General features: G+C 69.9%; 18 protein-coding genes. 12 read left to right on the forward strand and 6 right to left on the reverse strand.

Annotation, left to right across the window (positions count from 1 at the left end; all coding sequences use genetic code 11):
- Positions 1-50: 50 nt before the first annotated feature.
- Positions 51-530, reverse strand: coding sequence for a GNAT family N-acetyltransferase (locus tag IEY12_RS02595; protein ID WP_188878284.1), 480 nt, complete (start codon positions 528-530; stop codon positions 51-53).
- A 94-nt stretch (positions 531-624) separates the two neighbouring features.
- Between IEY12_RS02595 and IEY12_RS02600 the strand changes: the two genes are divergently transcribed.
- From IEY12_RS02600 to IEY12_RS02610, 3 genes are read left to right on the forward strand one after another with little or no spacing between them, the layout of a single operon-like run.
- The gene (locus tag IEY12_RS02600) at positions 625-1,404 is read left to right on the forward strand and encodes a DUF502 domain-containing protein (RefSeq protein ID WP_229870853.1); all 780 of its coding nucleotides are present in this window, start codon (positions 625-627) and stop codon (positions 1,402-1,404) included.
- Positions 1,401-1,841 (forward strand): archease, encoded by a 441-nt coding sequence (locus tag IEY12_RS02605; protein ID WP_188878292.1) that lies wholly within the window; start codon positions 1,401-1,403, stop codon positions 1,839-1,841. Before IEY12_RS02600 ends, IEY12_RS02605 begins: the two co-directional genes overlap by 4 nt.
- 48 nt (positions 1,842-1,889) lie before the next feature.
- Positions 1,890-3,350, forward strand: a complete 1,461-nt coding sequence (locus IEY12_RS02610) for an RtcB family protein (protein WP_188878296.1) — start codon at positions 1,890-1,892, stop codon at positions 3,348-3,350.
- 18 nt (positions 3,351-3,368) lie between these two features.
- Here the strand turns inward: IEY12_RS02610 and IEY12_RS02615 are convergent, their stop codons facing one another.
- Positions 3,369-3,761 (reverse strand): DUF7969 family protein, encoded by a 393-nt coding sequence (locus IEY12_RS02615; protein WP_188878300.1) that lies wholly within the window; start codon positions 3,759-3,761, stop codon positions 3,369-3,371.
- A 115-nt stretch (positions 3,762-3,876) separates the two neighbouring features.
- Between IEY12_RS02615 and IEY12_RS02620 the strand changes: the two genes are divergently transcribed.
- The gene (locus IEY12_RS02620) at positions 3,877-4,731 is read left to right on the forward strand and encodes an eIF2B alpha/beta/delta subunit family protein (RefSeq protein ID WP_188878304.1); all 855 of its coding nucleotides are present in this window, start codon (positions 3,877-3,879) and stop codon (positions 4,729-4,731) included.
- Positions 4,732-4,734: 3 nt separating this feature from the next.
- Here IEY12_RS02620 and trmB read toward each other — a convergent pair whose 3' ends face one another.
- Positions 4,735-5,802 carry an HTH-type sugar sensing transcriptional regulator TrmB gene (trmB, locus tag IEY12_RS02625; protein WP_188878310.1) on the reverse strand — a complete coding sequence of 356 codons (1,068 nt, stop codon included), beginning with the start codon at positions 5,800-5,802 and terminating at the stop codon, positions 4,735-4,737.
- 107 nt (positions 5,803-5,909) lie between these two features.
- Here trmB and IEY12_RS02630 point away from each other — a divergent pair, with 107 nt between their 5' ends.
- A complete protein-coding gene (locus tag IEY12_RS02630; protein WP_188878315.1) occupies positions 5,910-6,815 on the forward strand; it encodes a mechanosensitive ion channel family protein in 906 nt (301 codons plus the stop codon).
- Here IEY12_RS02630 and IEY12_RS02635 read toward each other — a convergent pair.
- Positions 6,799-7,200 carry a universal stress protein gene (locus IEY12_RS02635; protein ID WP_188878317.1) on the reverse strand — a complete coding sequence of 134 codons (402 nt, stop codon included), beginning with the start codon at positions 7,198-7,200 and terminating at the stop codon, positions 6,799-6,801. The two genes, IEY12_RS02630 and IEY12_RS02635, sit on opposite strands and share 17 nt — an antisense overlap.
- 91 nt (positions 7,201-7,291) lie before the next feature.
- Here IEY12_RS02635 and IEY12_RS02640 point away from each other — a divergent pair, with 91 nt between their 5' ends.
- From IEY12_RS02640 to IEY12_RS02670, 7 genes are all read left to right on the forward strand, one after another.
- On the forward strand, positions 7,292-7,531 hold the full coding sequence (locus tag IEY12_RS02640; RefSeq protein ID WP_188878321.1) for a DUF5816 domain-containing protein: 240 nt from the start codon (positions 7,292-7,294) through the stop codon (positions 7,529-7,531).
- Positions 7,532-7,911: 380 nt separating this feature from the next.
- Positions 7,912-8,223: a DUF7116 family protein gene (locus IEY12_RS02645; RefSeq protein ID WP_123075789.1), complete on the forward strand. Its 312-nt coding sequence runs from the start codon at positions 7,912-7,914 to the stop codon at positions 8,221-8,223.
- Between the two features lie 63 nt (positions 8,224-8,286).
- Positions 8,287-8,829 (forward strand): mechanosensitive ion channel domain-containing protein, encoded by a 543-nt coding sequence (locus IEY12_RS02650; protein ID WP_188878323.1) that lies wholly within the window; start codon positions 8,287-8,289, stop codon positions 8,827-8,829.
- A gap of 60 nt (positions 8,830-8,889) precedes the next feature.
- Positions 8,890-9,807 carry a metal-dependent hydrolase gene (locus tag IEY12_RS02655; RefSeq protein WP_188878328.1) on the forward strand — a complete coding sequence of 306 codons (918 nt, stop codon included), beginning with the start codon at positions 8,890-8,892 and terminating at the stop codon, positions 9,805-9,807.
- A 48-nt stretch (positions 9,808-9,855) separates the two neighbouring features.
- Positions 9,856-10,491, forward strand: a complete 636-nt coding sequence (locus IEY12_RS02660; protein ID WP_188878333.1) for a hypothetical protein — start codon at positions 9,856-9,858, stop codon at positions 10,489-10,491.
- On the forward strand, positions 10,488-11,147 hold the full coding sequence (locus tag IEY12_RS02665) for a DUF2238 domain-containing protein (protein WP_188878335.1): 660 nt from the start codon (positions 10,488-10,490) through the stop codon (positions 11,145-11,147). The genes IEY12_RS02660 and IEY12_RS02665 overlap by 4 nt, the downstream gene beginning before the upstream one ends.
- A gap of 195 nt (positions 11,148-11,342) precedes the next feature.
- The gene (locus tag IEY12_RS02670) at positions 11,343-11,552 is read left to right on the forward strand and encodes a dodecin (protein ID WP_188878337.1); all 210 of its coding nucleotides are present in this window, start codon (positions 11,343-11,345) and stop codon (positions 11,550-11,552) included.
- 164 nt (positions 11,553-11,716) lie between these two features.
- Here the strand turns inward: IEY12_RS02670 and IEY12_RS02675 are convergent, their stop codons facing one another.
- Positions 11,717-12,355 carry a hypothetical protein gene (locus IEY12_RS02675; protein WP_188878340.1) on the reverse strand — a complete coding sequence of 213 codons (639 nt, stop codon included), beginning with the start codon at positions 12,353-12,355 and terminating at the stop codon, positions 11,717-11,719.
- 27 nt (positions 12,356-12,382) lie between these two features.
- Positions 12,383-12,748 carry a HesB/IscA family protein gene (locus IEY12_RS02680; protein ID WP_123075775.1) on the reverse strand — a complete coding sequence of 122 codons (366 nt, stop codon included), beginning with the start codon at positions 12,746-12,748 and terminating at the stop codon, positions 12,383-12,385.
- Between the last annotated feature and the right edge of the window lie 56 nt (positions 12,749-12,804).

Here is a 12,804-nt window from a genome sequence, read left to right on the forward strand (position 1 = left end):
GCTCTCGAAGCGTAGGACGCGTAGCGGAAAAAGACGTGTCGGTCTCGCCGTCAGCGACGGAGGTACTCGGAGAGCTTCTCGCGGATGCCTTCGCGCTCGCCGATCCGGAGGTAGTAGGCGGTCTCGCCGTCCTCGTAGTAGTTCTCGATCTCGCGGACGATCTCGAAGCCGAGATGCCGGTAGAAGTCGAGGGCGTTCGCGTTGGAGACGCGGGCGTGACAGGAGACGGAGTCGGCGTCCTCGGCGACGGCGGCGACGAGGCGCTCGCCGAACCCCTCGCCCTGATACGCGGGGTCGACGGCGAGGAAGAGGATGTAGCCGTCGTGGCGGGCGGCGGCGAAGCCGACGAGGTCGTCGTCGGGGGTGACGTAGGCGTAGACGGTTGCGCGCCGGTAGGCGTTCGCGAAGAAGCCGTGACGCTGGCGGAGCAGGCCGTGCTCGGCGCGGATGCGCTCCTTGAGGTCCCACGCCTGCTCGAGGAGGTCGTCGCTACCCCGTGGAACCACCCGTTTCTCGACCGTGACGCTCACTGTGACCCCGTAGCCCGTCACGGAATATAGTTCCACCGTCACTCCCGGCGTGATGCCACAACCCTTTCGGTCGCCGCTCGCGGAGTCGTACGCAATGTCCATGGACGGGTCCCGCGCGGGCCGCAAGCGGATGCAGGCCGCGGGCGAGTCGGTCGTCGCACGGATCAGGGAGGCGTTCCTGACCGGTATCGCCGTGATGGTCCCCCTTCTCATCACGCTCTACGTTCTCAGCACGGCGTTCGGTATCTTCACCGACATCCTCGATCCGCTGGCGCGCGCCCTCCAGCAGCTCGACGTCGCGGCGCAGAGCCGCTTCATCATCGTCGAGGCCACCGCCGCGATACTCCTCGTCACGGTGACGCTCGCCGTCGGCTTCATGGCGACGTTCAGCTCGGGCGAGCGCGCCCTCGAGTATTTCGACCTCCTCATCGAGCGCATCCCCGGTGTGGGCTCCGTCTACACGAGCTTCCGGCAGATGAGCGACGTGATGTTGGAGTCGGACGCGGAGAACTTCCGGAAGGTCGTCCTCGTCGAGTACCCGCACGACGGCGCGTACACGCTCGGCTTCGAGACCGTCCGGACGCCGGAGGCGATACGGGACGCCGCGGGCGAGGAGGGCCTGCGGACGCTCTTCCTGCCGCTCGCGCCAAACCCCGTGATGGGCGGCTTTCTCGCGCACGTCCCGGAGAGCCGCATCATGGACGTGGACATGACCGTCGAGGAGGGGATGCGCACCGTCATCACGACCGGTGTCGCGGTCGCTGACTCCGAGGAGGCGGCGGGCCTCTCCCGCGAGCAGCTCGAACAGCTCGGCGGCGTGAACGTCGCGGAGAACTTCCCGAGCGAGAGCGAGCGCGAGGGCGAGGAGCGATGAGTCGGTCGTTCGAGCTGCGCGAGCACACGGCGGACGTGGCCGTCGAGGCGCACGGTGCGACGCTCGGCGACGTCTTCGCAGCGGTCGCGGACGGGATGGCGGCCGCGATGTGCGACGACGTCCCGGAGACGGACGCCGAGCGCTTCACCGTCGAGGTGCGCGCCTCCACGAAGAAGCGCCTCCTCTTCGACTACCTCGACGCGCTCATCTACGAGCGCGACGTCCGGGGCGTCCTCCCCGTGGCGAACGAGGCGACGGTGGCGTACGGCGGCGACGACGGCGGGCACGGGAACGAGCCGTGGGTGCTCGACGCGTCGGCGGCCGGCGTCCCCCTGATCGAGGTCGCGGCGCGCGACCTGAAGGCGGTGACGTTCTCGGAGATGCGGATCGAGGAGCGCGACGGCGGGTGGGAGGTGTACGTCGTCTTCGACGTCTGAGCGGACGCGAACGGTCCTTTTACGACTCCGGCAGTCACAGAGAGGGGTATGACCACGTTCGACGCCGACGACGTCACCCTCGAGGAAGTCGAGGAGCACGTCTGGGAGATCGCCCGCGAGGACGGCATGAACACGCCGGCGCGCGTCCTCGCGAGCGAAGCCCTCTTGGAGGAAATCGCCGACGACGACACGCTCCGGCAGATTCGGAACGTCACGCACCTCCCCGGCGTGCAGCGACACGCCCTCTGCATGCCCGACGGCCACCAGGGCTACGGCTTCCCCGTCGGCGGCGTCGCCGCCATCGACGCCGAGGACGGCTGCATCAGTCCCGGCGGCGTCGGGTTCGACATCAATTGCGGCGTGCGAATGGTGAAAACGAACCTGACGTACGACGACGTGCGCGGCCGCGAGGAGGAACTCGTGGACGCGCTCTTCGACGCCGTTCCCACGGGCCTCGGCGGCGGCGGCGTCGTGAACGGCGACGCGGAGACGATGTCGGGCGCGCTCTCGCGCGGCCTCGACTGGGCGCACGAAGCGGGCTACGCGACGCGCGACGACCTGAAGCACTGCGAGGACGAGGGGATGCGCCCGGACGCCGAGCCTGCGAAGGTCTCGCAGAAGGCCAAGGACAGGGGGCGCAACCAGCTCGGGAGCCTCGGGTCGGGCAACCACTTCCTCGAAGTCCAGCGCGTCACCGACGTCTACCGGACGGACGTCGCCGACTCGTTCGGCCTCGAGGCCGACCAGCTCGTCGTGCTCATCCACTGTGGCTCTCGCGGGCTCGGCCACCAGGTCTGCTCGGATTACCTCCGGCGCATCGAGGAGGAGTACGAGGAGTTCTTGGCCGACCTGCCGGACGACAACCTCGCGGCCGCGCCCGCCGGGAGCGACCTCGCCGAGGACTACTACGGCGCGATGTGCGCGGCGATCAACTTCGCGTGGGTGAACCGCCAGCTCATCACCCACCAGGTGCGCGAGACGTTCGCGGACGTCTTCGAGACGCCGTGGGAGGAGCTGGGGATGGAGCTGCTCTACGACGTCGCGCACAACATCGCGAAGAAGGAGGTCCACGAGGTGGACGGCGAACAGAAGGAGCTCTACGTCCACCGGAAGGGCGCGACGCGGGCGTTCCCCGCCGGCCACCCCGAGGTGCCGAGCGCGTACCGCGACGTCGGGCAGCCCGTCATCATCCCCGGGAGCATGGGCGCGGGGAGCTACGTCCTCCGGGGCGGCGAGGAGTCGATGGCCCGAACGTTCGGCTCGACGGCGCACGGCGCGGGCCGCCTGATGAGTCGGACGCAGGCGAAGCGCGAGTACCGCGGCGAGGACGTCCAGTCCGACCTGCAGGAGCACGAGCACGTCTACGTGAAGGCCGAGTCGGGCGCGACGGTCGCGGAGGAAGCCCCCGGCGTCTACAAGGACGTCGACGAGGTCGTGCGCGTGAGCGACGAACTCGGCATCGGCGACAAGGTCGCGCGCACCTACCCCGTCGTGAACATCAAGGGCTGAGGGGGCACGCGCTCGCCGTCAGCGGTTCGTCGGCCCGCCCGGACCGCTCGGACCGGACGGTCCGCGCGGCACGCGGCCCTCCGCGAGTTCGACGTACTCGCTCTCGCGCTCGCCCTCGGCGGCGACCTCCGTCCCGTCCTCGTAGCGCACGAAGTTGAGGTAGAAGGGCTCGCCACAGCCTGTGGCGTCGCCCTCGTTCTCGCCCTCGACGGGCGGTTCCCACTCGCAGTCGCTCTCGCCGCAGACGAAACGGACGCCGTCGAACGCGTCGCCCTCGTAGTCGTCGGCGGGCGCGGCGTACGTCCAGCCCTCGAGGGGGTAGGGTGTGACGGACTTGTCACTGAGGTAGGCGTCGCGTTCGAGGACGGCGAGCGTCCCGCAGCGCGGGCAGTAGTAGCGAACGGCGACCATGGGCGTGGCGAGGGCCCGCGGACGGATAGCTCTACTTCCGCCCCCGTACCCGGTGGGACGGCGCGCCTCGGCTGCCGTCGCAAGCTTCAGGGTACCGCGGGTCGCTTGCTCGGATATGATAGACGAGACCGTCGAGGAGATCGCCGAGATGCAGACCCACTCCTCCTCGGCCGTCGCCGTGAAGGCCGCGCGCGCGCTCGCCGACCTCGACGACGAGGCGTTCCCGACCGTCGAGGAGTACGTTCGGGCGCTCGAACGCAACAGTTCGGCGCTCCGGCGCGCGAACCCCTCGCACGCCTCGCTCGTGACGACGCAGCACGAGATCGTGAGCGCCGTCGAGGACGCGAACCCCGACACCGTGGAGGCGGCGAAGGCGGTCACGGCGGACGCCATCGAGGACGTCGTCGAGCGCGTGGAGACGGCGAAACACGAGGCCGCCGAGCGCGTCGCCGAGCGCCTCGCGGACGGGATGGCACTCCTCACGCACGACTACTCGACGACGGTGCTGGAGGCGATCGAGTCCGCGGCCGAGCGCGGCGCCTACCTCGACGTCTACGTCACGGAGGCCCGCCCCCGCTATCTCGGGCGGAAGACCGCGCGCACGCTCGCCGGCATCGACCGCGTGAACGCGACGCTCATCGTCGACGGCGCGGCCGGCCACTACATGAGCGAGGTGGACGAAGTGCTCGTCGGGATGGACTGCATCGTCGACGAGCACCTCTACAACCGCGTCGGCACCTATCCGGTCGCCACCGTCGCGAACGACGCGGGCGTCCCCGTGGTCGCGACCGGGTCGTCGGCGAAACTCGTCGATAGCGGGGGCTTTCGCTTCGAGAACGACTTCCGGTCGCCGAGCGAGGTCGTCCTCGAACCACCGGAGGGCTTCGACGTCGGTAACCCGGCGTACGACGCGACGCCCACCCGTCTCCTCGACCGGGTCGTCACCGACGAAGGCGTCCGCGAGTACTGAGTCTCAGTCCGCCGTCGGCGGGGCGTCGCCGCGCGCGACCGTTATCTCGTAGGCCTCCACGTCCTCGTAGGCGGCGACGCGTCCGCCGATGGAGACGACGTCGTCGCCCTCGCCGGTCTCGAGGACGAGCGTCGCCACCTCCTCGGACTCGGAGAACTCGGTCTGGACGACGCGCCCGCTGACGACGCGCGAGTCGCCGGACTCGACGTCGCGGCCCTCGACGGTCGCGTAGAGGTCGCCCTCGAGTTCGCGGAGGTCCTTCACGCAGCGCCGGATGGAGGCGTAGCGCCGTGGGAGGTCGATCTCGGTCGTGTGTTCGAGGAGTTCGGTCTCGGCGGTCGTCCAGACGACGGTGCCGAAGAAGCCGAGGACCAGAAATCCGAGCGCGGAGCGGTTGAAGATGACGGCGTAGCGATCCGGATTGGAGGTGATGGCGTCCTGCGTGGCGTAGACGGAGTAGTCGCCGTCCGCGACGGCGAGGAGCGGCGTCGTGATGCCGCGTCGGGCGCGCGCGGCGGTGGCGATCCTGTCGTAGTCGTAGGTGCGCCGGTCGGGGGCGTCGGCGGCGGGCGTGACGACGAGTTCGATGTCGACGTCGCGCTCGCGCGCCGCGCGGAGTTCCTCCTCGAAGCGCCCGACGAGCGACGGCGTGAGCGAGAGCGCGAGTTCGTACTCGGCGGCTTCGATGGTCTCGCGGAAGTAGCGGAGGATGGTGGTGCGGCTCTTCACGAGCGAGACGGCTTCGGTCTCGCGCGACGGCGCGGTGTAGAGGGATTCGAGGTCGTCGACGAGGTCGACGAGCGAGGAGCGGAGCGAGGAGAACGCCTCGTCGGGGTCGACGGCGACGACGACCATCGGACGGGACTCGCGGAGTTCGACCAGCCCGCGGTCGGAGAGGCTCCGCACGGTGTCGTAGACGCGGGGCTGTGGGACGTCCGTCTCGTCGGCTATCTCGCTCGCCGTCATCTCGCCGTGCTCGAGGACGGCGAGGTAGGCCGCGATCTCGTACTCGCCGAGGTCGAATCCCTCCCCAACGTGCTCGAGGACGTCGCGGAGGTCGGACTCGCTCATGGTCGAACGTGGGAGACGTGGGAGCTAAAAACCACTCGCTTCGGCGGGAATTCTCGTGGGCGCCGAGAGGACAACCCTTTTCGCCGGGGCCACCGACGGTTTCGGGTATGCCGTGGCCGCCCGAGATTCAGGAGTTCGTCGTGCAGGCCACGCGGTTCGTCCACGACTTCGGCGTCGTCTTCGCCGTCCTCGCCATCGTCGTCAGCTGGTACGCCGGGCGCGTGCTCACGGGCGTGCTCGGCCGCCGGGTCGCGCGACGCTTCATGCGGCCGTCGGTGACGCGCACCGTCCTGCGCCTCATCCGGACGGGCGTGCTCTTCGTGGGCGTCGTCGTCGCGCTCTGGACGGTCGGGCTCGGTCTCGGGAACCTCTTCGTCTCCGTGACGGTGTTCTCGGCGGTGCTCGGCATCGTGCTCGCGCCGATCGTCGGGAGCGTCATCAACGGGATCTTCGTGCTCGCCGACCAGCCCTACGAGATCGGCGACATGATCGAGTTCACGGAGACCGGCCAACGCGGGTTCGTCGAGGACATCACCCTGCGGTACACGAAGGTGTTCACGCTCGACAACACCTTCCTCGTGATGCCGAACGGGGAGATGCGCGAGGCGAACATCGTGAACTACTCGGCGGAGGACGAGCGCACGCGCCTCTCGCTGACGGTGCAGGTGACCTACGAGAGCGACGTGGAGGCGGCGCGCGAGGCGATGGAGCGCGCGGCGGCGCGCTGTGAGGAGGTCATCGAGGGCGGCCCGGACATCCGTATCGGGAGCGCGCGCTACCCGGCGAAACCGACGTGCTACCTCGATGAGTACGCGGACAGCGGGATCGACCTGACGCTGCGCTACTGGGCGAAACAGCCGTATCGACTCCCCGGCATCCGCTCGAACGTCCAGCGTGCGATCCGCGAGGAGTTCGAGGCGCGCGAGGACGTCGCGTTCGCCTACCCGCACGTCCAGCACGTCTTCGACGAGGAGAGCGGGGAGGCGAACGTGGCGCTCAGACGGCGGCCGTGACGAGTTCGCAGTCGAGTTGCTCGCGGAGGTAGGCCTCGATGTCGGGTTCGCCGAGGAGCGAGCGGAGCGCGCGCCGCCAGCGCGAGGCCTGCGCGCTCCCGATGACGACGACGTCGGCGTCCTCGGCGGCGACTTCGTCGAGGATGGTCTCCTCGACGAGGAAGGAACGCCGGACGACGTAGCGGGCGTTGTCCAGTTGGCCGAAGGAGCGCTCGACGGCGTGCTTGAGGTCGCTCCACGTGACGCGGTGGTCGTTCTGGTAGAGGTCGACGTGGAGGACGGTGAGGCCGGCGTCGCGCTCCTCCGCGAGGTCGATGGCGGCACGGAGCGTCGCGCGCGAGTGTCGGGTGAGCGGGTAGCGGACCGGCACGACGACGGTGGTCATTACTCCACGGGAGGGGTGCCGGTGGCCTAAGCGTTCCCCACTGCGGTCGGTGACGGAAGGGGTAAAGGCCCCGTCGCTCCGAGTACGTCGTATGTTCGAGTTCGAGACCGGCGACGGCGAGACGGTCTACGTCGCCGAGGACGATGGCGAGCGCGGCGACGAGGGGCCGTTCATGGCCGTCTATCGGACGCCCGACCGGGAGGTCCGCTACGGGTGGTACTGCACGAACTGCGAGTCGATCGACAACGCGATGGACGCGATGGGGCGCATCGAGTGCAACGTCTGCGGGAACTGGCGCAAGCCGGACGAGTGGGACGCCGCGCACGAGTAATCGTGGTTCCACAGGAACCACGAGGAAGCGAGCGGGGAGGGACGACCCGCGAGTGAACGTCGAACTGAACGCCAGTGAAGTTCGACGGAGAGGCGAACGCTGAACGGAGTGAGGCGTGAGTGAACGCGGCTCCGACGGTGGGAGGAACCGCGAAGAGACGAACGCTGAGCGATAGCGAGGCGTGAGTGAACGCGGTTTCGCAGAACCCGCGGAAAGGAGAGCGGTGATAGCCGCGAGCGACCGTAATTCCGGCGGAGCAGCGACGAACGACGACGCCGCGAGCGAACGCGCGGAGCCGGTTCGGCGCGACGACGGCGGGTGGAAACATCTAGCGGGTGCGCAACAACAGTTATTACCCATCGGCGTCAACAGTGTGATGGATGGTACCGAGTAACACGCCTCCGGTGGACGAAGCGCGCGAGATCTTCACCGACCTCGGCTACGAGGTCACCGGCGACGCCGGCAACAGCTTCCGCGCCGCGCGCGAGTGGAAGGAGGTCGACGTCCTCGCGGTGACCGACGACGTGAGCACCGGCGATGGCGACCGCATGCGCTGTTTCGTGACGTGGAACGACCACGTCGAGCGACTCGAACGCGCGCTCGACGCCGACGACCACGACTACGAGTGGGCGGTCATCGGCGTCGCCGAGGACGGGGAGTATCAGGTCGCACGCGCCCCGCCGACGCCGTAGGCGTGACTCGATGCGGCCCGCTCGGGCCGTAGCTATTTGTCCGACCCGTTCGACGCCCCGAGCATGCCCACCGTGAGCACCGTCGTCAACGACACCGTGCAGGGGTTCGTCGACGGCATCGTCAGCGCGCTCCCGAAGATACTCACCGGCGTCGTCTTCCTCGTCATCGCCTACGCCGTCATCAGAACCGTCCTCTGGGGCGTCGGCGTCGTCGTCTCGCGCACCACCGACCAGGAGATATACGTCCAGTTCGCGCGCACGCTCATCGGCGTCTTCCTCTGGTTCGGCGCGATCCTCGCCTTCCTCACCCTCGTCGGCCTCCCGAGCATCGCCGCCGCGCTCGGCACCGCCTCCGGCTTCCTCGCGCTCGGCGTCTCCTACGCGCTCAGCGGGATGCTCGCGGACGCCGTCGCCGGCATCTACCTCCTGCGCGACCCCGACTTCAACCCGGGCGACCGCGTCGTCGCCGGCGACACCGACGGCACCGTGGCCGAGATCGAACTCCGCAAGACGCGCTTCGACGTCGGCGACGACGTCGTCGTGCGCGCCAACGCGGACGTCGAGAAGAAGTGGACGAAGAAGGGCGAGCCGAGCGCGAGCGAGTAGCACGCCACGGCGTGGCGCGCCAGTGGAAGGTTTTCATACGTCGGGCGCGTTCGAGTGCGTATGTTCGTCGGCCACGAAACCATCGCGTTCGCGCTGGTCGCCCTCCTCGCGTACCGGTACGGCCTCGGGCGTGAACGCGCGCTCGCGCTCGGCGTCGCCGCCGGCCTCTTCGCCGCCGTGCCCGACGTCGACATGGCGTACGCGCCCCTCGGCCTCCTCGCCGCCGACGCGTCGTCCCCGCTCGCCGCCGCCGACGCCTTCTGGAGCGCGAGCACCGCCGTCCACCGCGCGGTCACGCACTCGCTGGTGCTCGCACCGCTCGCCGCCGCGACGTTCGCGCTCGCCGCCAGCCGCCGCTACCGCGTCCTCGCCGGCGTCGGCACGCTCGCACTCGTCGGCACCGCGGCGGTCGTCTCCGGCGGCCTCGGCGCCGCCGTCATCGCCGTCTACTGCGCCACCGGCATCGCCGTCGCCGTCCTCGTCGCGCGCTTCCTCGACCTCGGCGTCGGCGCGCTCGCCGCGACGGCGCTCGCCGGCCTCGTCACGCACCCGTTCGGCGACCTGCTCACCGGGGAGCCACCGCACTTCCTCTACCCGTTCGCCGAGCACCTGCTCACCGCGCGCCCCGTGCTCTTCGCGGACCCCACGCTCGACCTCCTCGCCGCGTTCGCGCTCGAGCTCGCGTGCATCTGGGCGGGCGTCTACGCGTACCACCGCGTCTCCGGCGTCCCGATGCGCCGTCACCTCCACGGCCGCGCGGCCGCCGGCGGCGCGTACGCGCTCGCCGCCCTCGTCATCACCCCACCCACCCTGCAAGTGTCGTACCACTTCGTCTTCAGCGTCGCCGCCGTCGGCGTCGTCGGCCTCGTCCAACCGCTGAAGCGCCGCCTCCCCGACGCGCCGACGGCGCTCGTCACGGGCCTCGCCGCCGTCACGGCCGCCGGCGTCGGCTACACCCTCGCCTACCTCCTCCTGTAGCGCCATCGCCCGGTGCTTTTGTATCACCCCGGAGCGAACCCCGAGTGAATGAGAGACGAGCGGCGACTCGGGCGCGTCCTCGAAACGGAGCGGACGAACGCGGCACTCGGCTGGGCGCTCCTCGCCCTCGTCGCGGGCGTCGCGCTCGCGAGCGTCGTCGACGGCGATTTCGCGTGGGCGGCGTTCTGTACGGGCGTCGCCGCCCTCGCGGTCGTCCCCCCCGTCGTCTACCGCGCCCCGCGCGTGATGCTCCCGTGGGAGGTGTTGCTCGTCGCGTTCCTCCCCGTCCTCGGCCACGCCCTCGCGACGTGGTGGCTCACCACCGCGCTCGCCACCTACCTCTCTGTCGCCGCGCTCGCGCTCGTCGCCGTCGTCGAGCTCGACGTCTTCACGAGCGTCCGCATGACCGACGGCGTCGCCGGGTTCGTCGTCGTCGTCACCACGATGGCCGTCGCGGGCCTGTGGGCCGTCGTCCAGTGGCTCAGCGACATCTACCTGCACACGACGCTCGTCTACGTCTCACGCCCCATCACGCCCGCCGTCGACGCCGCCTCCCTCGACGCACTCATGTGGGACTTCATCGCCGCGACCGTCTGCGGCGTCGCGGGGGCCGCCCTCTTCGTCCTCTACTTCCGCCGGCGCGTCCGCGCCGAGGACCGCCTCGCGGAGGAGGTGCTCCCATGAGGATTCGGGAGCGCCTCGGCGTCTCGAAGCGCCGCCAGCGGCAACTCGTGCACGTCCTCCAGCTGTGCCTCGTCGGCTTCTGCTTCGTCGGCCTCTACGAGGGCCAACCCGGCGTCGTCGTGAACGCCGCCGTCGGCCTCGGCGTCTCCTCTCTCCCCGCGATCCTCGAACGCGACTACGGCGTCCCCATGGACCCCGCGCTCGTCCTCTGGGTGACGCTCGCCGTCTTCCTCCACGCCCTCGGCACCGTCGGCGTCCCCGGCACCGGCTCGTTCTACAAGAACGTCTGGTGGTGGGACCACCTCACGCACACGCTCTCCTCCTCCGTCGTCGCCGCCGTCGGCTACGCCGCCGTCCGCGCCATCGACGAACACACCGAGCACGTCGACTTCCCGCCGCCGTTCCTCTTCGTGCTCCTCTTCGTCATCACGCTCGCCTTCGGCGTCTTCTGGGAGGTCATCGAGTTCGCCATCTCCGAAGTCGCCGCGCTCGCCGGTGTCACCAGCGTCCTCACCCAGTACGGCGTCACCGACACGATGCTCGACCTCGTCTTCGACACCGCCGGCGCGCTCGTCGTCGCCGTCTGGGGCACCGCCTACCTCTCCGGGGTCGTCGACGTCCTCGCCGAGCGCCTCGAAGCGCGCGACGGCGAGTGACGCGTTTGCCGCGCTTCGCCCTCCCGCGCTCGCGCCTCGCTTTCGCCGTGCGGGCGACTCGTGGGTCGCCCGCACGGACACGCGGACCCCCCGGTTCCGCATGGCTCAGCGCTCGCCGTCCCGTTGACCCTCGCTTCGCTCGGTTCCACGTGCCCGGCGACCACCTTTAACAGAGCGCCCGGTGAACGGGTAGGTATGGTCTACAAGAAGATCGACCTCGTCGGCACCAGCACGGAGAGCTTCGAGGACGCCGTCGACGACGCGCTCGACCGCGCCGATGAGACGCTCGACAACGTCTCGTGGGCGGAAGTCGTCGAACAGCGCGTCGGCATCGAGGGCCGCGACGAACGACAGTATCAGGTGGAAGTCGAAGTCGCCTTCGGCCTCGGCGACAGCGAGGACTGACGCGCCCCCTTCTCGTCGGCCCTCGCCGTCGTTCGGCCCGACGGTTACTCGCGGCTCACGCCGCTCGCCCCATCGCGGCGCCCTTCGGTTACCGCGTTACTCGCGGGTCGCTCCCGCTCCCCGCTCGTGTTCTCGTCGGCCCTCGCTGTCGCTCGGCCCGACGGTTACTCGAACCCGCGGCCGCCGCTCACGTAGTCGCGGCCCGTCGGCGGCTCCTGCTCGACGTCGCCCTCGAGAACCGGCAGGTCGAGGAGGCGGTAGTAGGCGCGGTAGGCGCGCGAGACCGCGCTCGTGACGGCGCGCACCGCGTCGTCGAAGTCCTCGGGGGCGAAGCGCCCGTCCGGGAAGAGGCGACGGTGGAAGTAGAACTCGCTGAGCGCGCCGTGTCGCGTGTAGTGGGGTTCGTAGGTGACGGCGCTCGTGTCGCACTCCGCCTCGAGTTCCTCGATGGCTTCGCGCATCCCGTCCGCTTCGTCGAGGGCGGCGCGCGCGGCGACGCGCGACTCGGGCTCGTCGCCGTCCTCGTAGGCGACGTCGCGCGACGCGTACTCCTCGACGTCCGCCTCCCCGAGTTCGAACGTGAGCGCCTGCACGGGCGCGTGATGCGACGTGACGTAGAGGTACTCGGCGCTCTCCGGGCCGTAGACCAAGTATGGCTCGTCGTCCGCCGTCGTGAACCGGTAGCCGCGACAGGTCGTGCCGTGGCGGTCCGTGAACGACTCCAAGGTGCCGTCGTGCGTGTGGCGGGCGGCCTCGGCGTAGCCGGCGACGGTGCCGAGGGCGGCCGCTCGCGACGTGGGCATACCGCGAGAAGGGAGGGGACGCCTAAATCAGGTCCGGAAGGACTCGCCACAGCCGCACTCGGCCTCGACGTTCGGGTTCTCGACGTTGAAACCGGCGGCCTGCAGGCCGTTCTCGTAGTCGAGCTTGCTGCCGGCGATGTACTTCTCGCTGGAGGGGTCGACGAAGACGCGGAGGCCGTGGGCCTCGACGATGGTGTCGTCGTCCTCGGGGGCGTCGTCGAAGCGCATCCCGTAGGAGAGGCCGGCACAGCCCCCCTGCTGGACGAAGAGGCGCAGGCCCGCGACGTCCGTGTCCAGTTCCTCGCTCTCCAGTAGGGCGAGCGCCTGCTCGGCGGCGTCCTCGGTGACGGTGACCGTCCGGGTCTCCGCGCCACCGTCGGCGGTCGTGCTCATGGTCGGAACCACGTCGCCCAGAGGGTTAACTGTGGCGTCGGTTCACGCGCCCGCCG

It is taken from the genome of Halarchaeum grantii, from assembly GCF_014647455.2.
Lineage (GTDB): Archaea > Halobacteriota > Halobacteria > Halobacteriales > Halobacteriaceae > Halarchaeum > Halarchaeum grantii.